Genomic DNA, 23,382 nt, shown 5'->3' with positions numbered 1-23,382 from the left:
AGCTTTCTATGGATGCCAGTCAGGATAAATCCCCCGCGATAATTTCACAGAATATTGAGAGTCTGATTGCACAATTAAAGCAGGAAGGCGTAGAAGCCGGTAGAGAAGAAGCCGACAGACTGATCAATGAGGCTAATAAAAAGGCCAGTGAAATTCTCAATGAAGCGCAAATGAAATCACAACGTTTACTTGAAGAGGTACATCAGCAAATCCTGCTTGAAAAGAAGGCCGCTGAGGATGCATTGCAGCTTGCGGCAAGAAATATGCGCCTGGAGCTGAGGCAAAATTTAATGCATCGTTTTGCCGAAGAAATAGGCCGAATTACCCGCAAAGAGTTAGACAACGAGGCATTTTTAAGGCAATTAATCCTGATGATTGCTGCGGATACAAAAGAGCAACTGCAAAACTTCAAGAGCAACCAAGTGGATATTCTGTTGCCGGGAAAGGTGCTAAGTTTCGAGGAAATACGTAAAAATCCTGATTTGATGGACAAGGACCCCCTGAAGGAACTGGTGCAATCGATTACGCACCAAATGCTTAAGGCGGGCATGAGGGTAACGATAAATCCTGATGCCAATAAACCTGCTGGCATTAAAGTGCATCTCCAGGAGGAGAACATTGTTTTAGATCTTAGCGAAGAGGCCGTAAGCAGTTTACTTGTGAAGCATATGCAGCCTCGTTTCAGAGCCCTTTTAGAGGGTTTATTACAATGAGCAGCCCATTTTACATGCTAGTTTCGAGCTTGCCGCGCATACCCAGGCATTTTAAAGTGAGTGCCCCGCCTATTTCCAGAACCCAACTGGAGAAGCGTCTTCAGTTACTTCCCAAAGAGCAGTTAAGCCAACTTTATGCTATTGAAACGCTTATATGGAAAAGTTGGTTCAATCCAATGCAGTCGGTTGAGCAAACAAAAGCGGATTACCATAAGCTCGCAGAGCATGCAGGCGATTATATTGGTAATATCATGCGCTGGTTTCTCGGTTTTCGAAGTATTCTGGCAGCAATCAGAATGCGCAATTCAAAGCGGCGAAGACCTGAAATCCCTGAAGACTACTGGATTAGCCGCTGGGGAAGACGGCTCATTAACCAATGGGACGAGCCTGAGTTTGGCCTGAAAAACGTCTATCCCTGGCTGCCGAAAATAAACACGGACATTCACGAAAACAATAGCGCAGTGGTGGAAGAGTTTGTGTTGACAGAAGTCTGGCGCTATCTGGCAAGAATAGAGACGGGACACTATTTTGATTTTGAAGCGCTTGTGATTTATGTGCTGCGATGGAATATCATCCAGTACTGGTCAGGTTATAGTGAAGCTAATCTGAGCGACGAAGTGGAAAAATTGGTGAGAGCGATTAGCGAAGCGCCATAATACCGGTCTTGCAAGCCCTGGAGAGACAATCCAGAATGTTTTATCCCAAATTGCTTTGGGACTGCTCACCGAATTAGCAGGGATGACTAAAAGGATTAATTATTATGAATAACCCAATAACTGCGAGAGTAATTGCTATTCAGGAAGGAATTGTCCATATAAGAAAAGAGGGAAATCAGCCAATCACAAAGAATGAAATTATCTATATATGTCCCCTGCAAGCAGAAGGAGAACGCCAGGAGGAAATTATGGCTGAAATCCTCCACGTTCGCGGGGATACGGCTATCGCACAGGTTTTTGAAGAAACAAATGGAATAGCTGTTGGTGATGCGGTCTTGCAAACCGGAAAGCAGCTTTCTGTCACCCTGGGACCTGGCCTTCTGGGAATGGTGTACGATGGATTGCAAAATCCGCTTCATGATTTTGCACGCCAATATGGATATTTTCTTCCGCGGGGTATTCGGGAAAATCCTGTCAATTTGGATAAGAAATGGGTTTTTTCTGCCTTGGTAAAATCAGGGGACATAGTTAGTGCTGGCAGCGTTCTTGGCACTGTTCAGGAAGGCCGGTTAACGCATAAAATTATGGTTCCCTTTGATATGGGAAAGCATTTGCGTGTAGAGTGGATACAGCAGGGCTCATTTACAGCCGAGATGCCTATTGCAAAACTAAGCGATTCAAATCATAGAAACCATGAAATTACGATGATTCAGCGCTGGCCTGTCCGTGCGTCAATATCTCAGGCACTCATGAATAATAATCTCACAAAACGGCTTTATCCTTCAGAGCCAATGATAACAACTTTAAGACTGATTGATACGTTTTTTCCAATTGCCAGGGGAGGAACGGCTTGTATACCCGGACCTTTTGGGGCAGGCAAAACAGTTTTACAAAATCTGATAGCCCGTTATTCAGACGTTGATATTGTGGTTGTGGTAGCCTGCGGCGAGAGGGCTGGAGAAGTAGTTGAGACTATTACCGAATTTCCCAAGTTAATTGATCCTAAATCAGGCGGCAGCTTGATGGACAGGACAATTATCATCTGCAATACGTCTTCAATGCCGGTCGCAGCGAGGGAAGCGTCCATTTATACAGGGATTACATTGGGAGAATATTATCGTCAAATGGGCTTTAATGTGCTATTGATTGCTGATTCGACCTCACGCTGGGCACAGGCCATGCGCGAGACCTCAGGGCGCATGGAAGAAATTCCCGGAGAAGAGGGGTTTCCAGCTTATTTGAACAGCAGTATTCATGGTCTTTATGAACGAGCCGGGATTATCGAATCCCCGGACCTGTCAAATGGCAGTCTTACCATCGTAGGAACTGTGTCCCCTGCAGGGGGTAATTTTGAAGAGCCAGTAACGCAATCGACTTTAAGTGCTGTTAAAACATTTCTTGGTTTAAGTTACGATCGAGCCTATAAACGGTATTATCCGGCAGTTGATCCTTTAATTTCCTGGTCGCGCTATGTGGAACAGCTAAAGCCTTGGTTTGAAAATAATCTTGAGCCGGGTTGGATTGCAAAAGTGGAGCAGGCGACAGCCCTCTTGCATCGGGGGCAGGATATTTTCAACATGATGCAGGTGACTGGTGAAGAGGGTATTACTATGTCCGATTATATTAGCTATCAGAAAGCATTAATGCTGGATACGGTTTATCTGCAGCAGGATGCCTATGATTCTGTCGATGTTTCAGTGCCGATTTCCCGGCAGAAAGCACTATTTAATTTGCTTATTAATATAATGAATAAAGAATATGATTTTAAAGAAAAAGAGACTGCGCGTGGTTTTTTTGTTAAATTAACCAGCTTATTAAAAAATTTAAATTATTCGTCTTTGCAGTCCGAACAGTACAAGCATTACTACCGGCAGATCACTGGACTGGCAGAATTGTCTTACCAATATGATTACTAACGAAAAGTGGAACAGTCTGGCTGTGTGGATGGCGCGTCTTGAAATTAATGAAAATGATTTGCTTGAAAAATTCATTATCGGCAGTGGAAGAGGCGGGCAGAATTTACATAAAACCGCTTCAACAGTTTATCTCAAGCACATTCCATCCGGCCTTGAAGTAAAATGCCAGGAAGCGCGAAGCCGGGAAGACAATCGTTATTTTGCAAGAATGCGGCTTTGTGAGAAATTAAATAGCTTAATCAGCGATGAGAAATCCAAACAGCAGCAGCAAATTGAAAAGTTAAGAAGGCAGAAAAGACGGCGATCGCGGCGCGCCAAACAAAGAATGCTGGATGAAAAATCAAAGCAAAGTAAACTCAAGCAGTCCAGAGCCAAGCCGCAATCCTTCGATTAGTAATTGTTCTTCTACTATACTAATAAAAGCCCAATACACGGTTAATTGATATGAATCTTACCGAAGAAGATGCTGAGAAACTGCAGCGTCAGCTAATAAAGTTGCTGGAACAATATATTGAGAGAATGCAAAAAGCCAGTAAGGATTTACTGGCCTCCTCCCCATTTGAGGTAATGGCTCGAACGCAAACTGCAAATGAGGCAGCCTATAAAGGTTATCTTGACATCCATCAGCAAAATAATGCTAAAAGCGACGAAGCCTTTAAGGCATATAATGAAACCTGCGATCGCAATAATGCAGAGTCGCGAGCCGCTTTTGACAGCTATAGGGCTGGAGAAATGAGTTATGAAGATGCCTTGGCTATCAAAGAAAAGAATGACTTGGCCAATAGTAAAGCCTATGATTTCGCCTGTTCAATTAAAGATCAAAACGACTCGGCCAGCATGAAAGCCTATGACGAATATCGAAATGCTTTTGATGCAAATAACAAGACCTGTGATCAGGTTATCAGAAATGCCAACAGCTTCGCCCTTGCGGATACTGTAGCAAAGAATGCCGATATGACGAAAGATCTTGAATCCGCTATGGCCGAAAATGAATCCAGTTCAGATATGAAAACTGCCGAATCCAGCGTAGAAGAATCCCCTGAGGAAAATGCCTCTACTTCTTTACGCTAAAGTAGGCTGGGCTGTAAAGCCCAGCATTATCTAAATCAAGACGGAAGTGACCTGCGTGCAGACTGGTTGTAGAATGCATTAATTGAATCGATAATCAGAGACCATTATGCATTTTGAAACAGGAGATCTGGTATATTCTCCTTCCGACTTAACGCTTTTCAGCAAAAGCCCTTTTGCTTCCTGGATGGAACACCTGGCATTAACTAATCCAGATTTATCACCTTCTCCGGATGCAGACGATCCAATGAGCACTATACTGCAGAAACAAGGGGAGTCTCATGAGTTGGGGAAGTTACTGCAGTTTGACGGGGAGGGTCTTCATGTAGTTAATCTGGCACAGTGTAACACTCTGGATGATTGCATCGAATCAATGAGAGCGGGTGCGGGTATCATCTATCAGGCGCCATTGGCACTGTTACCGTTTAGAGGGCGTGCAGATTTCCTTGTCAAAGTGCCGGGGCAAAGCCTATTGGGTGATTATCATTATGAAGTGTGGGATACCAAGCTCGCCAGGAGTATTAAACCAGATTTTATCCTGCAACTTTGTTGTTATTCAGAAATGCTCGAATCAATCCAGGGCAAAAGACCTGAAAAGATCACCATTTCTCTGGGCTCAGGAGAAAACAAAACCTTTCCACTGAGGGATTATTTTTATTACTACCAGCAAATTAAAGAGAGGTTTCTGAAAGCGCATCAGCAATTTAACGCCAGTCTATCTCCAGATCCTTCCAACTCAGGCACCTACGGCAGATGGACCACTTACGTCAAACAATTGTTCGAAGAGCGCGATCATTTGGCGCAGATTGCAAATATTCGTAAAACCCAGATTAAAAAATTGAACAAGGCAGGGGTTTTCACTATGCAGGGCCTGATTGAGCATCCTGGCTCAATAAAGGGCCTCAGTAAGGAAGTTTTTGTCCGCTTAAAAGCACAGGCTCAAATTCAAAAAGCCAGTAAACATCACGCGATCCCCTTGTTCAAATTGCTCGAAAACTCCAGGGACGCAGGGCTTTCCTTACTCCCGCCAGCCTCTCCCGGCGATATATTTTTTGATATAGAAGGAGATCCCCTTTATGAGGGCGGACTGGAATACCTTTGGGGAGTGACCTATTTTGCAGAAGACGGCAGCAGGGCATTTAAGGATTTCTGGGCCCATAATCCGGAAGAGGAAAAAGCCTGTTTTGCTGCATTTATAGACTGGGTCTATCAGCGATGGATGCTGTATCCTGATATGCATATCTACCATTATGCCAGTTATGAAATCACCGCATGCCGCCGGTTGATGGGACGATATGGAGTCTGTGAATATGAAGTCGATCAACTGCTTCGCAATGAAGTATTTGTCGATTTATACAAAATTGTAAAAAATGCGCTATTGGTCGGGGAGCCGCGTTATTCAATAAAAAATATTGAACATCTGTACCGTCCCAAACGGGAGACCGAAGTAGCAAGCGGCGGGGATTCGGTTGCGGTATATGAGTATTGGCGTGAAAATCCTGACGGATTCGATTGGAAATCATCAAAAATCCTTAAGGCAATACGGGATTATAATCGGGATGATTGTGATTCAACCCAGGAGCTTGTCGATTGGCTAAGAAAAAGACAATCAGAGGCTGGCATTGTGTTTCGCGGAAAGCCTGATTATATAGAGCCTGAAATCAGGGAAGAAGTGACGGAGGCTATGCAACTGCGCGATAAGTTATTGAACATATCTGAGGAGCTAGTGCCAGAGGAAGCCTCTATAGCAAGATTACTTGCCTGGTGTCTCGAGTTTCATCGGCGTGAAGCCAAACCGCTTATCTGGAAACTGTATGAACGCCTCGACATGGACGAAGAGGAGCTTCTGGAGGATATCGAATGCCTGGCTTATTGCAAGCGCACTGAAAAAGAGCCTTATTTACCCAGCCCAAAAGCACGGCTGAAAGTTTATGAGTATGCCTTTGATCCCAGACAGGAGTTCAAGGCAAATGCCAGTTCCTATTATGTATTAGGAAAGAAAAATCCAGAGGGAAAACATCTGAAAGTGACTTTTCATAAAGAAGGAAGCCAGCTCAATGAGGGCTTAATTGCCTTACAGATGAAGGAAGAACTGCAGGAGATTATCACACTAATTCCCGATGATTATATCAATCCAGCTCCCATCCCGTCTGCAATTTATACGCAAGCCATGCGATTCATGCACGATCGATTAAATAATACGGCGATTGGCGATTTTCTAAGCCGATCTTATCCGCGGATAAAAAACAGGCTATATGGCCAGGCCATTGCCCCAAGTCACAACCCGGCTGAGCGATTAAGCCAGATCATTGATGCAGTGCTGCACCTGGATGAAAGCTATCTGGTTATTCAAGGGCCGCCAGGCGCTGGAAAAACTTATACTGCCAAACATATCATTGCGGAGTTAATCTCGCAGGGTAAAAAAATTGCCATTACTTCCAATGCTTACAAAGCATTGAACCACTTACTCTGCTGTACAGCAGAATATTGCCGGGAACAAGGCATTCAGGGGCATTTTGTTTCCACCAGGGAAAGCGATGGGATGCTGGAAAGGCAAAATATCAAGCTGGTTAAAAACGATAAAATCATCGATGAATTGCAAAAGGCCTGCGTCATTGGCTCCACGGCCTGGGGCTTTTCCCGGGCAGAGTTAGAGCAGCAGTTCGATTATTTATTCGTTGATGAAGCAGGGCAGGTCAGTGTTGCCAATTTAATCGCGATGAGCCAATCCGCCAAAAACATTATACTCATGGGGGATCAGATGCAGCTGCCCCAGCCCTGCCAGGGAAGCCATCCTGAAGAAAGCGGCTCTTCTATTCTTGATTATTTATTGCATCATAGCCCTACGATTTCGGAAGAAGCAGGGATTTTTCTCGGCACAACCTATCGCATGCATCCGGCGGTAAATGAATTTATCAGTGAAATGATTTATGAGGGAAAGCTCGAAACAGCAGCAGATAATCATCAGCGGATCATTCGGGTTCCTGCCGGATATGAAGGGATCCTCAATAAAGAGGCAGGCATTATCCCTGTACCCATTGAACATGAGGGAAATACTCAGGCAAGTGAAGAGGAAGTCGAGACCATTAAAAGTCTGGCGCAGCAATTATTAGGCCGCGTCTATATTGAGAAAGAAGGCCAGGAAAAACTCGTAACTTGGGAGGATATGCTGTTTGTAGCCCCCTATAATCATCAGGTCAATAAACTTCACTATGCCTTGGGGGTACAGGCCAAAGTGGGTACTGTGGATCGCTTCCAGGGGCAGGAGGAGGCAATCGTATTTTTAAGCATGTGTGCCAGCGATGCAGAGGAGTCACCTCGAGGGCTGGACTTTTTATTAGACAAAAACCGCCTTAATGTGGCAGTTTCCAGAGCGAAATGCCTGGCGATTGTGGTTTATTGCCCTAAACTAATCAATGCCACAGCCACTTCGGTGGAACAGCTCAGCCAGATTAACCTGTTTTGCCGGTTAGCGGGATCCTGAATATGAGAGCATGCTCCGCATACTTACTGCGGCTTGTCCGCAGTATCCAGCTCACAAGGGCTGATCAATCCAGAGCTTTTAAGAGCATTTTGGGATACTGCGAACAAGTCGCAGTACGTAGGTTAAAGTTAAGTCGCAGTACGTAGGTTAAAGTTAAGTCGCAGTATGTAGGTTAAAGTTAAGTCACAGTCCGCAGCCAATGCACGTTGGGCTAGCTAATCAAAAATATTTTGATCATAATTAGTGTCAGCTGAATCAATCTACTTAATCCAGGGAAAGGCATGCGATTAAATACGATCAAGGCTGTTGTTGTGGGGTTGGGTCTGCTGGATGCATGGCAGCTAGCATATGCATCCAGTTATCAAAAATTAATCGATTTGGCATATGACAATCCTTCCCTTATTAATAATACTGTTAAAAAAGCGGAAGCTATTATTGGCAATAGCATTTTGTATGGCATTTATACCTATAATGGTGTTGTTGGTCCATTGTCCGGTAGTTCAACCAGCAAACAATGGTATAACTATCCTTATGGAAGGCTTGCCTATCGTTTCCATCCAAAATGGGTTGGGGCAGTTGATGTAACCCATCTTGAATACATCAATATTGTATTCCCGGTGAATAGTATGATTCGGTATGCTTCAACTGCTATTGTGCTCCAGGCAGTCGATGTTACACCAAAATTGAGCTACATGGTCAATGAAAACCTGGCGATTGGTGCTGCTATGAATATTGACACTGCTTATAAAGTGCAACTGGATAATGTTGTTGATCCATATGGCGAATTAAAAAATCATTCCTCCGACGATCATCCGGCCTTAGGTTGGGGGCTGGGTGCCGTATATACTGCGCCTACCAAAACAACCTTGGACTTAAGTTATTTCTCAAAAATCATTCATCACACTGAAGGGACAAGTACCTGGGGGATGGCTCAAAGTAAAAACTACGCACTTTCGTATCCGCTCCCGGCAATCGCAACCTTCAGTATTGCCCAGACTATCCAGGAAAAATGGCGGGTAAAAGGGAGCGTCAGATACCAGTGGTGGGATGTTTTTAAAAATTTGGTTTTAGAAAATACGGCTTTGGGGAAAAGCAATGTTGTCCCCCAGTTTTTTAATAATACATGGATATATGGCCTGAGTGTCCGCTATCAATCAAGTGATAAATTGGGGCTTTCATTAGGGGCAGAACATCATCAAAGCCCACAAACTATCCTTTACAGAAGTGCAGGGCTGGCATCCTACAAATCAGTTGCCGTAGGAGCAGGTTTTGATTATGCATTTACAGAGACATTAAAGGGACAATTTATTTACGGCCATGCGTTTTCAAATGCCCCTATTAACAGACTGGCAAGTGTAGGGTTCGAAAAAGGTAAGGAAAAAATAAACGGTAACGTTTTTGATTTTACTCTGACCTGGCATATTTAATTGAATCGATGCAAAAACCCCGTTGGGGAGTATTTAAAAGGCAATAATGTTTTCTTAATGTTCTATATGTTATAATATTAAGCAATTTGATCATGGATTAATTGCACATGTATAGCCATTTATTTTTTCTAAACGACGCATTCATAAAAAAAGTACATGAAAAAATCCCGCATATTTCCATGCCTCTGATCCTGGAGTTTGCTGTTTACTATGAAGTAAAAAAACAGTTCAATATTGAGGATTTAGACTTGGATGATGCGAACTTGCCGGACTATCGAACTGTTGTTCAAATGTACAATGAACATATTTCCCAGACTACAGGACTTGCGCAGTCGGATATTTATTATTCCTTTATTATTCTTCAGAAATGTAATGATTTATTTATTTTACTGCGAAATGCCCACCATTTATTAGAATCTGCTATCTCGACTCTAATGACAGCAGGTTTTACAGAAAGTATTCCTGCCGGAAACGCAGGGCTGTTACGACAACAAGTTCTTAGCCAAATTCGGGACAGAGCAGGATCCTATATTCTGACAGCCTACGATATGATAAGTGTTAGAAATAGCGTCTCGAGAAATTCTTTTCCTGTAAAACAAGCGATTTCTACCATTGAAGAAACCGTATTCCTGAAACAATTGTGCACAAATTTAGAGCAAGAACTCAAAAGGAATAACCCTACATTTGCAGCAAGGGCTCTATGGGGGGTAATAAGAAGCGGCTGGGAGAGAATGCAGGAAATATTCAATCGAGACATGCTAGCGCCTGCAGTTGCTTCAAATCCAGCTGAGATAGAAGAAATTCCAGACAATGACGATCTTGGAGACTTGCCCGCAGTATTATTTAAACCAAATGGAAAAATTGATTTCGATTCCCTGTTAACGCCTGCCCCAGAAGAGCCTGTTGTATTTCACATGGATAACGATGAGCATCTAGCGGAGCTGGCTTCTCAAGAGGGATTTGAATATAGGAAGCATATTGATGATCAGAATAATAAACTGGACGTAGTCGGGATTGATTTGTTATCTGGTGGTAAGGGCGCTGTGGCCAGAGAAAGAATAAAGGAAGGGGAAATTTTTACGGTCTATGTGGGCGATGAGCTAACTGAGGATGAGGCCAAAACTAATCCAAAATACCAGGGACAGACGCATTATTTTATGCGCATTGGCTCCTCCAAAACTATCATTGACGCCAGGAAAACAGGCAATGTTGCCCGCTTTTTCAATGAGGGTAACGTAACGAATGCAGAATACCAGATTCGAAGATTCGTAGAAACTACAGGAACAATTGGAAAGGAAATTGTGGTTACCGCAACAAGGGATATTAATCCCGGAGAGCAAATACTGGTTGATTATGGAAAAGCCTATGAATATGGCGAAGACATACAAAAGATTTTTCTGCATAAATCCGATGGTCCCTACAATTCCAGACAACTTTTACACAAATATCGGGAGGAATATTCCGATACCCTGATTCAATTTGATAATAGAGGAGAGGATGAGAAGGCAAATAAGCCGGGCCAATTGCATGGTTTATATTTTGACGAGCTTGAAAATAGTATTGTACCGGTGGCTTTAGCTGATATTTTAGCCAACAAACCTGTGGTCAGATCAATGCAGAACCCGGATCTTCCTGTCCTTTTCCTTAAAGAAGATAATCAATTACAGGAGAATAGAACCACTGAGCGGCTTAGTAGTTTAATGGTGGCCTCCTATCTGGGCCATTATGAAGGCGTTGTCGCATTACTGAAAATGAATGCAGATCCTTTGATGCAATCGCGGCGTGCCGGTTTCTCCAGCCTTCATATGGTTATGGTGGGTGAATACTATGGCGTTAGCACTGGCGATTCAAATTCAAGACGCAAAATTATTAGTGAGTTTAAGGTCGATGCGAACCTGTTACTGGCCGATGATGATGAGATGACGGCTTTTGATTGGGCATTGAAGCTGGATAAAAGCGACTGTCTGGAAGAACTGATTAAAGGCCTCACGCCTGCCGTCCTATCCAGTTTGCTTAATCACAATGATAGGGCAGCAGACAAAATTGCCAGGCTGATAGGAGAGAATAAACTGGATCACTGCCGCATTCTATTTGATGAGATTGCGAAAAGAAGTCATATGCATAAACCGGATATAAAAACACTTTTAAATCATTACAGTCTATTCGTTCAGATAACCCAATCCTCTGAAAATGCCAGGAATCCTGTATTATCACCGCTTGAATTATGGAAGAAAATCGAAGCTGGCGAATATACACCTCCCGTGAACCCAAATGATAAAAAACGACGCCGCGTTTCTGCTCCTGCTAAATATTCCGGCGAGCTTTTCTTCAACGAGAAAAAGAAGAAAACTGAGCGGAAGGCTTCTAAAAAAGAGGAGAGCGGAAAGACAAAGGAAAAAGATGTGGTGCTTAGCCCGGCCTTGTTTGGAGAATCAACCTTGAAAGTAAAAACGCGCAAAAGCAAGGATGTCCAGGAGCAAACTTCTTTGGATTGTAAGAAATAAAGGGGGGGCTCCAATTCCGGCGTGCGTCCTAACTCCGGCGTGTATCCTAACTCCGAATTCCCGCGTGCATAATAGCTCGAATTCCCGCGGCTTTGACCGCGGGACCCACACGAAGCTATTTAGAATATCGGTTTTGCTAATTAAGGATAACGTTTAAAAGACTTGTTTTTAACTGCTTTTAATTGCAATTCGGCAACATTGGAGTTCACCTTAAGCGCATATTCTCCACCAGGCATAGGCCCCGCGGTCGGTGCCGCGGGGATTCGGAGCGGGTTAATGCCCGCGTGCATCCTAACTCCGAATTCCCGCGTCTTCGACCGCGGGACCCATACTCAGCTATAGTGCTAGATGACATAGCAAAACAGGTGTTTACATTCCAATGGCTGTACAGCCAATCGATTCATGCTACAGTTAACCCTCAGTTAGCTGTTTTGCGAAATGACTATGGATTGGAATAAAAATCGCCAGGAATACGAAGCCAGGCTTCGCGACATCAAGCCATTTTTGGAGAATGGCAAACTTACCTCTATAAACAATATTCTTCCTTTACTTGAAACAGCCATTAAGCCCTATGACAAAGTGTGCCTGGAAGGGGATAACCAGAAACAGGCTGATTTTCTTGCGCGCAGCTTATGTGCGCTCAACCCAAAAAAAGTGTACGGTTTGCACATGATTCAGTCCGCGGTAACCCTGGCGGAACATCTTGATCTATTTGAGCGGGGGATCGCTGAGAAAATTGATTTTGCTTTCGCCGGGCCGCAGGCCACGCGTCTGGCGATTATGATCCAGCAAAATCAGTTAAAAATTGGCAATATCCATACCTACAACGAGTTATATGCGCGCTATGCAATGGATCTGACGCCGAATGTCGCTTTAATCACCGCAGAAAAAGCGGATCATCAGGGTAATTTGTACACCGGTCCCAATACCGAGGAAACCCCGAGTATTGTTGAAGCCACTGCATTTAAAAACGGATTGGTCATTGTTCAGGTCAATGAAGTCGTCGAGCAGTTACCCAGAGTGGATATTCCTGGGGATTGGGTGGATGTCATAGTACAAGCGCCAACACCTTCCTACATTGAACCGCTGTTCACCCGTGATCCGGCACAGATTGATGAAGTTAAAATTTTAATGGCGATGATGGTGATTAAAGGGATCTATGCCCCTTACCAGGTGAACCGCCTTAATCATGGCGTAGGCTTTAACACCTGTGCTATAGAACTTATCCTCCCCACCTATGCCAATTCACTGGGATTAAAAGGTAAAATCTGCCAGCACTGGATGGTTAATCCGCTGCCGACTCTAATTCCTGCAATTGAGGATGGATTTGTAAACTCTATTTTCTGCGTAGGCGGTGAAGTGGGAATGAATGAGTACGTACGGGCTCGGGGAGATGTGTTTTTCACTGGCCGTGACGGATCGCTTCGCTCTAACCGATTATTTGGACAGCTTGCCGGGCATTATGCCTGTGATGTCTTTATTGGCGCAACCCTGCAAATGGATGCCCAGGCAAATAGCTCAACAGCGACCAAAGGCCGCATTGCCGGCTTTGGCGGCGCGCCTAATATGGGCTGTGATACGCTTGGCCGGAGGCATTCTTCCTACGCCTGGCTAAAGGCCGGTCAGGAAAAAAACAGTCATAATCCTCAGGCAATGCCGCGAGGGCGTAAACTGGTCATTCAAATGGTTGAAACCTTCCAAAGCGCTGGCAAGCCGACTTTTGTGGAAAAACTGGATGCCTGGGAACTGCAGAAAGAAATGCATGCAGATTTGCCGCCCATTATGATTTATGGCGATGATATATCGCATGTCGTCACCGAGGAGGGCATTGCAAATCTGCTTTTATGCAAGGATATCAATGAGCGTGAACAGGCTATCCGCGGCGTTGCCGGGTACACGCCAATGGGTCTTGCACGCGACAAGGCAAAAACAGATGAGCTTCGTTCCCGCGGCATTATTCAGCGCCCCGAGGATTTGGGGATTCAATTGAAAGAGGCAGATCGCGACTTGCTGGCAGCGAAAAGCATTCACGATTTGGTTGAAATTTCAAAAGGGCTTTATTGTCCGCCCAATAAATTCAGAAGTTGGTAAGAACTATGGAAAAGTATCAATACAGCTTTGATCTGCCGAAATCACTTCCAGATGAGCCAGTTACCAAAGTAGGGGTGGCCGGTTCGGGAAATCTTGAGGTGATTGTCAGGCCGAAAGCGGGGCATACGGGGATTGAAGTGAATACAGCAGTTCCCGGTTTTAAAACAAGCTGGGACGCGGTAATTGAGCGTTTCGTAGAGGATTATCCCTATGCAGGGCTTGAAATTCGCATCAACGATGCAGGGGCAACACCCCCTGTTGTTGCACTTCGTTTGCGCCAGGCCATTGAAACCTATCAAACCGGCTACCAGAGGAAAGATAGCTATATCGAAGCAACGGCACGCAGCCGTATCTATTCCCTGGTGGACAAGGACAGTTTCTCCGAGTTTCTGCTCGAAGAAAACACGCCAAGTCCGACATTACCGCAACTGAGTATGCAGGTGGGAAGTGATGATGGAGTCGTTATCGGTACTGCATCCATTGACGGTAAAAAGCTGGCGATTGTTTCCCAGGAAAAAGATTTCATTGGCGGGGCAGTTGGCGAGGTGCATGGAGCGAAAATAATTGGGCTTATCAAATATGCAATAAAGCAGGAACTGTCGACCATTTTGTTTTTAATTGACAGCGGCGGGGTGCGCTTGCAGGAAGCCAATGTCGGGGAAATCGAAATTTCAGAAATTATTCGCGCCATTCTTGAAGCCAGAAGTGCGGGGATTAAAACAATCGGTGTAATTTGCGGGAGTAATGGTGCGTATGGCGGCATGGGTATCATCAGCGGCACCTTAAATTATCTGATTGCGAGTCAAAACGCCCGAATTGGCGTATCCGGTGCCGAAGTAATTCAGGCTGTTAAGGGCGCTGAGGTGTTTGACAGCAGCAATCGGCCGCTGGTATGGCGTGTTTATGGAGGACGCACGCGCTATCTTCAGGCTGCCGTTCAGGAATACACTGGCCAAAGAATGACAGATGTCTTGAATGCCATACAAAAAGCCATGCGAAATTCTGATTTACAGAAACTGGATTTAAAGTCACTGCTTAAAGAGCATGAGTTCCTGCAAAAGCGAATCGCTTCTGCAGGTGATTGTCAGGAAGAAGGGGAATGGTTGAAAAAATATCATCCGGATTTGTATGAGCAGGATATTTTTAATTGTTCAGATGAACAGTTTCTGGATTTAATGAAGGAAAACCCAAATGCCAGACCATAACATTTCTTTAAAATTGCTGCTTGATAAATGCTTCGATAGTACTGAAACCGAAGTCAATCAGAACGTTGTCCATGGCAGCGGGAAAATACAAAATACGCGTTTTAATATTCTGGGAACGGTTGAAAATACGGATTTTGGGATAGATGAAGCCATGGAAATGGCGAAACATGTTTTGACTCTTGTTGAAAGCGGCGACAGAGATCCCATACTGCTTCTTACCAATGTGACAGGCCAAAAATTATCGATGCGCGATGAGTGGTTAGGGATGTATGCCTATTTTGGGCATTTATTAAAATGTCTGCATCTGGCACGTGAAAGCGGCAATAGACTGATTACCCTGGTCTACAATCAGGCAATAGGCGGCAGTTTCATCGCTTTTGGTATGATGTCCGATCGAATTTTTGCTCTGAAGGGTACAGAGTTGGCGGTCATGTGGCTGGAGGGGATGTCTAAGGTAACCAAAATCGATATTGATATCTTGAGAAAAATTAGCGAGACCTCTCCTGTTTTTGCTCCTGGAGTTGAAAATTTTCAGCGTCTTGGCGGTTTGCACAAGGTGCTGGCACTTGATGAAGTGGCTTCTGAATTGCTCAATTGCCTGCAAGAGCCCAGTTTAAAAGAAGATAAACGGGCTCAGCTTGGCCAATCTTACGGTGGTCGGAAAGAAGCCTATAACATCATCAAAACGATTGAAAGTTTATGACTTATTTAAGACACAGCTTATGCTATCTGGATAAACAAAGTGTCCCTGTTAACAACTGCTCTGCCGAGCAACTCCGCTTGTTTCAATATTGGCTCCATTGCGGCTATCCATTGATTGTCACCCGCCAGAAGCCGCAGCTAGGTGCAGGGGAAATACAGCTGGCCATTCCTTATGTTCTGCCTGAGCAGGCTAAAAAAATACGTGTCAGTTTTATCGTATCCTGTTCAGCGATAAGGGAAACAAGGGATCTGCCATTACTTAGTGAGATTTTTCCCCATCTGGGCAGCAGCAAAATCAGAGTATATGGTTCCTATTGCTGGCAGTATCTGACAAAGGAAATGTATATCCAGCCCCAGTCTGATTTGGATTTACTAGTCACCTATGACAATCAGTCTTTATCCGCCTTAGCAGACTTATATAGCCAATTACAAGCCCAATTTCCGAAGCAGGCCATTGACGGGGAGATACGGTTTTCGGGAGCAGGTGATTGCTCCTGGAAAGAACTGTTATATTTATCAGCGAATGAATCCATTTTATTTAAATCGATTCGTGAGTTGAGTTTATTAACAAGAGACCGCTTATATGCATCATTTCCAGCACTCCTTTTCTAGCCCTAATCAGCTCGCCCGTTTTTATGCCAAAAAAGCGGTACGTGCTTTATATGAGGAAGTGGCTTTATACCCTAAGCCAGGCTTGGTGAGTTTTGTTGACAGCGGTGCGCATCAGGACATGGACGGTCCCTTGTTTTTTCGCAGTCTGTTTGGCCTGAGGCATTATTTCTTCAAACTCGGCTGTCAGGCCGCCCAGGAGCTTGTGCCGCGAAATCTCCTACCCTTGGGAATAAAGGCAGAAAAGACCATGCAGCAAATCACCGGTGGAATTAATACCCATCGGGGCGCTATTTTTTCAATGGGTATTATGTGCGCTACGATTTGCAATTTGAGCAGGCGCTTTGCCCGCTTTTCGCTGAGGGATTTGCAATTGGCTATAATGGAGCATTGGGCTCAGTATTTACAAAAAGAACATGTGAATGGAAATACTCATGGCGCGGTTGTTAAGCAACGATATGCCGTAGCGGATGCCAGGCAAATGGCGATCAACGGGTATCAGCTGGTTTTTGATGCCTACACTGATCTTTTTACAATCCATCAAGACAGTGTTTTTTTTGGCCTGTTGGCCTATCAGCGTTTTCTCCTCGCACTCGATGATATCAATGTATTGTATCGCACAGGGCCTGCGGGGCTTGCCTTGGCTCGCTCCCATATTCAGCAAGAAATTTCCTCTGATAACCGTGAAAAATCAATTGAGGCAGCGAGACATTTACATGTGTTATTTTCGAAAGCTAACATCAGTCCCGGCGGAGTGGCCGATATGCTGGCCCTACTTTTTTTTCTTCGGCAAATTTTTGGAAAACAAGCGTGAGAATTCTATTTATCTTTGCGGGCCAGGGATATCAGGACAATAATCTCTTTGATTATTTTCAGGAGGATCAGGAAACGCTTGCCCTGATGGAGTCGTTTTCGTCCATGTCGCAATTAAACCTGCGGGGCCCGAACCTCCCTATTGACAAACCCCGTTTTGCCCAAATTATTATTGGCTGTTATCAATTGATTTTGTTTTCGAAAATCAGGCCATTTCTGGCGAATCATCAGATAGAACTGGCGGGCTACAGTTTGGGGGAGGTGAGTGCATTTCTGGCAAGTATTCATGGAGATGCCGGACAAAGCATTGCACTGCTTGAACAAAGAACGCAATTAATGAATGCTCTAATTTCCGAAGCGGCAATAGTAGATAACTATGATTTAATGTCGATAAAAGGGGAGTTTGACTGGGATAACATTCAAACTTTAATTGCCGAATCGCATTGCTATATTGCTATTATCAATTCGCATAAACACCTGGTTATTGGTGGAAAATGCGCTGATCTGAAGCAGTTAGTCGAGCGGCTTTCATCTGAAGGGATGCGGCAGGCAAAGTTTTTAAATATTCATTTGCCATCCCATACCCCTTTCTATCAGCAGGCTAGTTCTGATTTTAAGCAATTTTTGAATAAATCCTATTCAGATTGTGTTATGGAGTATCCCATCATCAATCCTTTAATCTTGAAAAAAGTGTATACAGCGGAAGAGGAGCGAAAATTATTAGCTCAGGAATTACAGCAAAGTCTGGATTGGTTTAATGTGTGCAATTTAATTAAAGAATATCAATATGATCTGATAGTCGATTTGGGGCCGGGCGATTCCATGAGTAAAATCCTCGGTGCTTCCGGAGCTTCTTTCACCGCGGCACTCACAAGCGCTTCACACTATCGTAGCCTCAACGGTTTTTTACAGTCATTTCAGCAGTTAATTTGAATCTCAAACTTTATGGCTCTTATTTGGTCGATTGAGTTTCTTTGTGTTCTATAAGATAATGACGTGAACACTACATAACGAACAGCAATAGCCGTCTCAGCATATAATGAAACAAAAAGTTGAAAATCCCATCCATTCTACGAACAGGTTCTTTCTCCCGGGGAAAATATTTTTTCCCCATTGTTTTGAAAAAGAACAAATTAATGGCAATAACTATTACGTTTTACGAGTCTCTACCGCTGGTAGTTTAAAGACTTATTTTAATAGAATGGTACAGATGCACACGCGTCTGCCGGAATCGTTGGTCTATTTTGAGTATTACAGCAAATACATTGCGAAAAAGAGGGGGTTTGGGGAAAAGGCAATATTGTTTATAAGTGAAGCGGAGGGAAATCTTCTGGCTAACAGGCTTAGCGAGCTTGAAAAAAATAAACCCGTGATAACACTGGACAGTGAAATGCCTGCTATTGTCAAACACTGTGTCCGCTTGCTTGGCTTTACCCAATTTTTCAAAGAAGATCTCTTCTGTGAAAAAATTGATGAAATACTACAAGATAAGCAACTTGTCGATGTCGATAAAATATTGGGAATTGTCATGGCAGAATTGAATCCAAAGTTTTTTTGTCCCGGGCAGAAAAAAGATAAAGGATTTAGTCGCTGGCAGGGAATATTAGATAGTTACTTCGAGCATCTTTCTTTATTGAAGCAACCGCCGGCCAAGAAGCGCAGGATAGAAATAAAAGAAAAACCGGAAGCGCCAATTCTAGAGATAGAAGAGTTCCTGTCCGAGACGATTGATATTTCTCAGCATGAAGACGGATTAGAGCCTGTTTTGGAAAATAATAGTCCTGCAACAGTTAATGAGCTTCTCGTTTTTCAAGATACCGATTACTTTGATGAGCAATATTTGTTTAACAGCTTTGTTCCATGAAATCCTTTGAGTATTCTCCAGAGTTAAGACGCCAACAATCGACCCTCGGGGCATCTACTATCGAATCCCCGCGGCATCTATTATCGAATCCCCGCGCCATATACTTCGAATCCCCGCGGCTATACTTCGAATCCCCGCGGCAACGACCGCGGGGCCCATGCCTGGTGGTCGAACATGCGCTGTGAATTTTGCAATGATGCCGAAAAATAGCGAGTGAAAAGGTAGTTAAAAACAGGTCTTTGAAAATTATAATTAGCAAGACTGATATTCTTAACAGGCTTAATGTGGGCCCCGCGGTCAATGCCGCGGGGAGTCGTCCCTTAGGAAATGCTTGCCAGCTATTTACTAATCATCAGATTAAAAAATAGTGCATCGTAGTAAACGATAGTAGAGCGGTTCATAAATTCAACAAAAACCCTGTCATTATAGGTTCCTTTAATTTTGGCAAACTTACCTTCTCCACCGACAATATCACCATCTCCTCCCCCTGCCAGCTCCTCAACACCTGGCTCTTTTACACTAATAGGAGGTACCAATGTTGCATCCATAAACGTTCCACAGGTTCCTGCCTGTCTGCCAAGGGTATAAATGACGCCATCGCTTAGCTTATATTCTATAAATTCGGTAAAGCAGAGAGTATCTCCATCGGCGGAGATATTCATGTCTTTACCCCATACCCTGGCTGTGCCTACGGTTTTGTTGGTTACCGGATCTGTTAAAGGGAACATAGTGGTGGGAAAGCAGGTTGTTCCACACCAATCGTTAAAGGATTTCCACTTGGGTGCTGGTGTGCCTGTATTCGCTTCAGGGGCACCATTAAAATAAAGTAAAATATTTTTATTTTTACTGCCGCTAATGCTTGAAACATCATTATCAGCATAACAGGTGGTGAAAACTGCAAAAGGAATTAAACCCAGAATAAAACGATTCATACAACGGACTCCACTGATTAAGACTGCGATATTTTTGACCAAGCAAGATGATCGCTTGTCTTAAGGAGTATAGAACAATAGTGCTCTATTTGTGCAATAATGCATCGATTTGTTTAGAAAATAAATATTTCTCTTGCATTGGGCGTTTTATAATACCCGGCGCTAACCATGGCATATAGTAATTATTTCATTTATAGTCATGGATGCTGCAAGTTTTTAGTTTTTGAAGTCAGTATTTTTTAAACAAGGAATGTTCATGAAAAAAAAAGCTTCTAATCAGGATGTAAACTCTTCAAAGCCGGGTAAGTTAAGTAAACTCTGCCTCAGCGTATTGGCAGCCACTTGCGTTGGTTTATCAGTCAGTAACACAGCCCAGGCCTATTGTATCCCAGCTTTTCCCCAGAATGGAGATGTGGTAACTTGTCTTCCACCAACCAATCCACTGGCACCCTCATTTTTTTCTGCTGCGAATGATCTCACCGTCAACGTTGAAAGCGGTGCCTCTTTAGGCGTGCTGCTCGGTTTGGGTGGAACGGCTTTGGCTCTACCTGGAAATAATATTACTTTAAACAATAATGGCGTGATTGATCCATCCTTGTTGGGCATACTAACCATTTTATCAACCGGCGCCTCTATTGGAAATACAAATCCAAGTACTGTTAATGTAACCAATAACGGCATCATGAGGGGAACCAGCGGCCTTATTGGGGTCAATCTGGCCAATTTAACAGGTATGGCTTTGGCTGTACAAAATGGTATTGGCGGGGTTACGAATTTTGTTAACAACGGCTTCATTAATTCTGTTCCCTTATTAGGGGTTGTCTTGTTTCCTGCTGACATTCCTGTATTAGCCGCTACGGGCGGCGGAGTGGTACACGGCATCAATACCGGAACAATTGTAGGCCGTATGGCATTTGAGTCCAGCGGTACTCCCGGCGTGGGACATACCTTTGTCAATAGCGGTAATATTCTTGGCGGACTCTCCATGGGAGTAAATAGCGTCAATACCTTTACTGCTGTGACTGGTTCTACAGTGGCTGGAATAGGTTTGGGCGTTTATCTGCCCGTATTAGGCTTGAATCTTCTGTTTGCCCCCACGGGTGTCATTGATGGTGGTTTTGGCGGTAATAATACATTAATTTTGCAAAATGCCGTAAATGGCACAGGATCAGGCACTGCAGGTGTTGGCTCGGCACCTTCCGGCACTTACATTAATTTCCAGCATCTGGTTGTGAATAGCGGCACATGGAATGTCTCTGGTCCTGGCAGCTACCTGGATGCGGTTTTAAATGGCGGTAATGCAGTCATTGACACCAATACCTCATTGGGGATCGGTTCGATTACCGGCAATGGCGGTATCATCCAGCCTGCTGTAAACGGCCTCAATGTTCCTAACCCTATTCTTTTGGCTGCAGGTGGATTAACCGCCCTGGTGACGCAACCGCTGTTAACCTTATCTGGAGGCATTACGGGCACAGGTGCCTTGACCAAGGCAGGCGCAGGGGTTTTACTATTGACTGGTGCTGCCACGCATACAGGTGGAACCAATATTGCCGAGGGAACTTTGGCTATAGGGGCTGGAGGAAGCTTACCGGCAACAGGGCTTGTTAATTTGACGCAACCGGGCGCTATCCTGGATATTTCTGCAGCCATCGGTGCCCAGGTTCTTGGTAATTTAAACGGAGTGGGCGGCAGCCAGGTTGTGCTTGGTGCCAATGATTTAATTATCGCAGGGATTGGTGCTGGAATATTTGACGGATCTATTGGCGGAACAGGGGGTTTAATTAAAAACGGTCCTGGCAGTCTGGTTTTGAATGGCATCAACCCACTGACTGGAACCACCACCGTGAATGATGGCCTTCTACAATTAAACGGCAGCGTTGGAGGAGACTTACTGGTTAATGCAGGCGGGCGTTTGGAAGGTGTAGGGACCATCGGCGGCAATGCAATCATTAATGGCACCATTGCCCCGGGTCTCGGATTAAGCATCGGCACTCTTGATGTGTTAGGCAATTTGATTCAAAACCCTGGATCTATTTTTGAAGTGCAGGTTAACCCACTCGGTCAATCCGACTTAATTCAGGTTGCAGGCAGTGCTATTTTGAATGGCGGGCTTGTAAATGTTATGAGTGTCAATGGATTGCCTTTCGTAATGGGGACTTATGGTATTTTAACTGCAACTGGCGGTGTTACCGGGACATTTGCAGGTGCCTTGCCTTTAATGCCTTTCTTGAACTTCAATTTGTTATATGGACCAAACAGCGTAAGCCTGCAAATTGCACGCAGTGCCTTGCCCATTTCAGGGGTGGCAACGTCACCTAATCAGTCAGCAGTGGGTAATGGACTGGAATCCCTGCCGGATAGCAGCCTGTTAAAAATGCTTATTTTGAACTTGCCTACTGTTGAATCCGCGCAACAGGCTTTAAATAGTCTTTCAGGTGAAGCCTTGGCGTCAGTCACCTCAAGCTTGATTACAGCAGGGCAGTTTGTTGAAAATACCATGCTGAATCGCCTGACATCACCGATGGACTATCAGAAAGATCCAAACCGTCCTTATGGCGCGATCAATTTCTGGGCTCAGGGTGTGGGTAATTGGGGACACCGGGATGGTAACTATAACTATGCTCGAGTCAGAGTGAACAGCGGCGGTATATTCATTGGGGCTGACGCGAATACCGATGCGACCCGATTCGGTGTATTTGGCGGGTATAGCGAGTTGAAAAACAAGGTTAATCAGCGAAGCTCAACCGTGGATGTAGATACCTATTATCTCGGCCTCTATGGCAGTGCGCGTATGGATCACTGGATTGTTCGGGCGGGGGGGGCCTATGGCTGGAATGATTTCGATTCTGTAAGGCATGTGGTATTTCCTCGAGTGGATGAGTATCTGCGTGCTGATTACAACGGCAATACGGCACAGGCTTTCCTTGAAGCCGCTTATGCACTGGATAATAGCTGGCAGTTAGAGCCATTTGCCAGATTAAGCGACATCGATGTGGCGACCGATTCTATCCATGAAAGGGGCGGTATCACTGCGCTTAATGGCTGGGCCCATCACCAGAACATTGCATTTACCACTCTGGGTGCAAGGGTAACTCCTTTGTTTGTGCAAAGAGATACTTATAATATTACCGGGCATGGATTGCTAGGCTGGAATCATGCGTATGATAATCTGAACCCTTATGCGACTTTTGCTTTCCCTGAAGGCGGCGGGTTTACAGTATCAGGTAACCCCATTGCAAGGAATGCCCTGGCTATCAATGCGGGAGTGGATGTATTGGTTCCTGCTAAGTCCGTGACCTTAACACTCAATTATATGGGTCAATTGGCAGATCGGGTTCAGCAAAACGGTGTCATGGGCGTTGCTTCCTGGCGCTTTAATTAATTAGTTTCCCATG

At 44.4% G+C, this 23,382-nt stretch carries 17 protein-coding genes; 16 read left to right on the top strand and 1 reads right to left on the bottom strand.

Translation table 11 applies throughout. From position 1 onward, the window contains the following. Window positions 1–8: 8 nt before the first annotated feature. The 15 genes from DYH42_RS09260 to DYH42_RS09190 all read left to right on the top strand — a co-directional run bounded on the left by DYH42_RS09260 (window position 9) and on the right by DYH42_RS09190 (window position 19,052). Window positions 9–713: a hypothetical protein gene (locus DYH42_RS09260; protein WP_058522158.1), complete on the top strand. Its 705-nt coding sequence runs from the start codon at window positions 9–11 to the stop codon at window positions 711–713. After that, entirely contained in the window at window positions 710–1,369 is a 660-nt protein-coding gene (locus tag DYH42_RS09255) for a DUF2764 family protein (RefSeq protein ID WP_058522157.1), read from the top strand. The genes DYH42_RS09260 and DYH42_RS09255 overlap by 4 nt, the downstream gene beginning before the upstream one ends. Window positions 1,370–1,473: 104 nt before the next feature. After that, window positions 1,474–3,285: a V-type ATP synthase subunit A gene (locus DYH42_RS09250; protein ID WP_058522156.1), complete on the top strand. Its 1,812-nt coding sequence runs from the start codon at window positions 1,474–1,476 to the stop codon at window positions 3,283–3,285. After that, the gene (locus DYH42_RS09245) at window positions 3,275–3,679 is read left to right on the top strand and encodes a peptide chain release factor family protein (protein WP_058522155.1); all 405 of its coding nucleotides are present in this window, start codon (window positions 3,275–3,277) and stop codon (window positions 3,677–3,679) included. The genes DYH42_RS09250 and DYH42_RS09245 overlap by 11 nt, the downstream gene beginning before the upstream one ends. 50 nt (window positions 3,680–3,729) lie before the next feature. Next, window positions 3,730–4,356, top strand: coding sequence for a hypothetical protein (locus DYH42_RS09240; RefSeq protein WP_058522154.1), 627 nt, complete (start codon window positions 3,730–3,732; stop codon window positions 4,354–4,356). Window positions 4,357–4,462: 106 nt separating this feature from the next. Then, window positions 4,463–7,837, top strand: a complete 3,375-nt coding sequence (locus DYH42_RS09235; RefSeq protein ID WP_058522153.1) for a TM0106 family RecB-like putative nuclease — start codon at window positions 4,463–4,465, stop codon at window positions 7,835–7,837. Between the two features lie 281 nt (window positions 7,838–8,118). Beyond that, window positions 8,119–9,264 carry an OmpP1/FadL family transporter gene (locus DYH42_RS09230; protein WP_058522152.1) on the top strand — a complete coding sequence of 382 codons (1,146 nt, stop codon included), beginning with the start codon at window positions 8,119–8,121 and terminating at the stop codon, window positions 9,262–9,264. Between the two features lie 107 nt (window positions 9,265–9,371). After that, a complete protein-coding gene (locus DYH42_RS09225) occupies window positions 9,372–11,768 on the top strand; it encodes an SET domain-containing protein-lysine N-methyltransferase (protein WP_058522151.1) in 2,397 nt (798 codons plus the stop codon). Window positions 11,769–12,212: 444 nt separating this feature from the next. Then, window positions 12,213–13,859 (top strand): malonate decarboxylase subunit alpha, encoded by a 1,647-nt coding sequence (mdcA, locus tag DYH42_RS09220; RefSeq protein WP_058522150.1) that lies wholly within the window; start codon window positions 12,213–12,215, stop codon window positions 13,857–13,859. Window positions 13,860–13,864: 5 nt separating this feature from the next. Beyond that, window positions 13,865–15,064: a biotin-independent malonate decarboxylase subunit beta gene (gene mdcD, locus DYH42_RS09215; protein WP_058522149.1), complete on the top strand. Its 1,200-nt coding sequence runs from the start codon at window positions 13,865–13,867 to the stop codon at window positions 15,062–15,064. Continuing rightward, complete coding sequence (locus DYH42_RS09210; protein WP_058522148.1) at window positions 15,051–15,767, top strand: biotin-independent malonate decarboxylase subunit gamma; 717 nt, start codon at window positions 15,051–15,053, stop codon at window positions 15,765–15,767. Before mdcD ends, DYH42_RS09210 begins: the two co-directional genes overlap by 14 nt. Then, window positions 15,764–16,378 (top strand): malonate decarboxylase holo-[acyl-carrier-protein] synthase, encoded by a 615-nt coding sequence (mdcG, locus tag DYH42_RS09205; protein WP_058522147.1) that lies wholly within the window; start codon window positions 15,764–15,766, stop codon window positions 16,376–16,378. Before DYH42_RS09210 ends, mdcG begins: the two co-directional genes overlap by 4 nt. Further along, window positions 16,350–17,189 (top strand): triphosphoribosyl-dephospho-CoA synthase, encoded by an 840-nt coding sequence (locus DYH42_RS09200; RefSeq protein ID WP_058522146.1) that lies wholly within the window; start codon window positions 16,350–16,352, stop codon window positions 17,187–17,189. The genes mdcG and DYH42_RS09200 overlap by 29 nt, the downstream gene beginning before the upstream one ends. Further along, complete coding sequence (locus tag DYH42_RS09195; protein ID WP_058522145.1) at window positions 17,186–18,121, top strand: ACP S-malonyltransferase; 936 nt, start codon at window positions 17,186–17,188, stop codon at window positions 18,119–18,121. Before DYH42_RS09200 ends, DYH42_RS09195 begins: the two co-directional genes overlap by 4 nt. A gap of 106 nt (window positions 18,122–18,227) precedes the next feature. Continuing rightward, the gene (locus DYH42_RS09190) at window positions 18,228–19,052 is read left to right on the top strand and encodes a hypothetical protein (RefSeq protein WP_058522144.1); all 825 of its coding nucleotides are present in this window, start codon (window positions 18,228–18,230) and stop codon (window positions 19,050–19,052) included. 338 nt (window positions 19,053–19,390) lie between these two features. Here the strand turns inward: DYH42_RS09190 and DYH42_RS09185 are convergent, their stop codons facing one another. Then, window positions 19,391–19,984, bottom strand: coding sequence for a hypothetical protein (locus DYH42_RS09185; protein ID WP_058522143.1), 594 nt, complete (start codon window positions 19,982–19,984; stop codon window positions 19,391–19,393). Window positions 19,985–20,240: 256 nt separating this feature from the next. Here DYH42_RS09185 and DYH42_RS09180 point away from each other — a divergent pair, with 256 nt between their 5' ends. Beyond that, window positions 20,241–23,369, top strand: a complete 3,129-nt coding sequence (locus DYH42_RS09180; RefSeq protein ID WP_058522142.1) for an autotransporter outer membrane beta-barrel domain-containing protein — start codon at window positions 20,241–20,243, stop codon at window positions 23,367–23,369. Window positions 23,370–23,382 lie beyond the last annotated feature (13 nt).

This window comes from Legionella birminghamensis, assembly GCF_900452515.1.
In the GTDB taxonomy this organism is placed as follows: Bacteria; Pseudomonadota; Gammaproteobacteria; order Legionellales; family Legionellaceae; genus Legionella_C; species Legionella_C birminghamensis.
This window is presented reverse-complemented; position numbering and strand designations above follow the sequence as displayed.

Bases quoted from the DNA above. Each gene is read 5' to 3' on its own strand.
- DYH42_RS09260 (WP_058522158.1), top strand. From the start codon at position 9: ATGGATGCCAGTCAGGATAAATCCCCCGCGATAATTTCACAGAATATT.
- DYH42_RS09255 (WP_058522157.1), top strand. From the start codon at position 710: ATGAGCAGCCCATTTTACATGCTAGTTTCGAGCTTGCCGCGCATACCC.
- DYH42_RS09250 (WP_058522156.1), top strand. From the start codon at position 1,474: ATGAATAACCCAATAACTGCGAGAGTAATTGCTATTCAGGAAGGAATT.
- DYH42_RS09245 (WP_058522155.1), top strand. From the start codon at position 3,275: ATGATTACTAACGAAAAGTGGAACAGTCTGGCTGTGTGGATGGCGCGT.
- DYH42_RS09240 (WP_058522154.1), top strand. From the start codon at position 3,730: ATGAATCTTACCGAAGAAGATGCTGAGAAACTGCAGCGTCAGCTAATA.
- DYH42_RS09235 (WP_058522153.1), top strand. From the start codon at position 4,463: ATGCATTTTGAAACAGGAGATCTGGTATATTCTCCTTCCGACTTAACG.
- DYH42_RS09230 (WP_058522152.1), top strand. From the start codon at position 8,119: ATGCGATTAAATACGATCAAGGCTGTTGTTGTGGGGTTGGGTCTGCTG.
- DYH42_RS09225 (WP_058522151.1), top strand. From the start codon at position 9,372: ATGTATAGCCATTTATTTTTTCTAAACGACGCATTCATAAAAAAAGTA.
- mdcA (WP_058522150.1), top strand. From the start codon at position 12,213: ATGGATTGGAATAAAAATCGCCAGGAATACGAAGCCAGGCTTCGCGAC.
- mdcD (WP_058522149.1), top strand. From the start codon at position 13,865: ATGGAAAAGTATCAATACAGCTTTGATCTGCCGAAATCACTTCCAGAT.
- DYH42_RS09210 (WP_058522148.1), top strand. From the start codon at position 15,051: ATGCCAGACCATAACATTTCTTTAAAATTGCTGCTTGATAAATGCTTC.
- mdcG (WP_058522147.1), top strand. From the start codon at position 15,764: ATGACTTATTTAAGACACAGCTTATGCTATCTGGATAAACAAAGTGTC.
- DYH42_RS09200 (WP_058522146.1), top strand. From the start codon at position 16,350: ATGCATCATTTCCAGCACTCCTTTTCTAGCCCTAATCAGCTCGCCCGT.
- DYH42_RS09190 (WP_058522144.1), top strand. From the start codon at position 18,228: ATGAAACAAAAAGTTGAAAATCCCATCCATTCTACGAACAGGTTCTTT.
- DYH42_RS09185 (WP_058522143.1), bottom strand. From the start codon at position 19,984: ATGAATCGTTTTATTCTGGGTTTAATTCCTTTTGCAGTTTTCACCACC.
- DYH42_RS09180 (WP_058522142.1), top strand. From the start codon at position 20,241: ATGAAAAAAAAAGCTTCTAATCAGGATGTAAACTCTTCAAAGCCGGGT.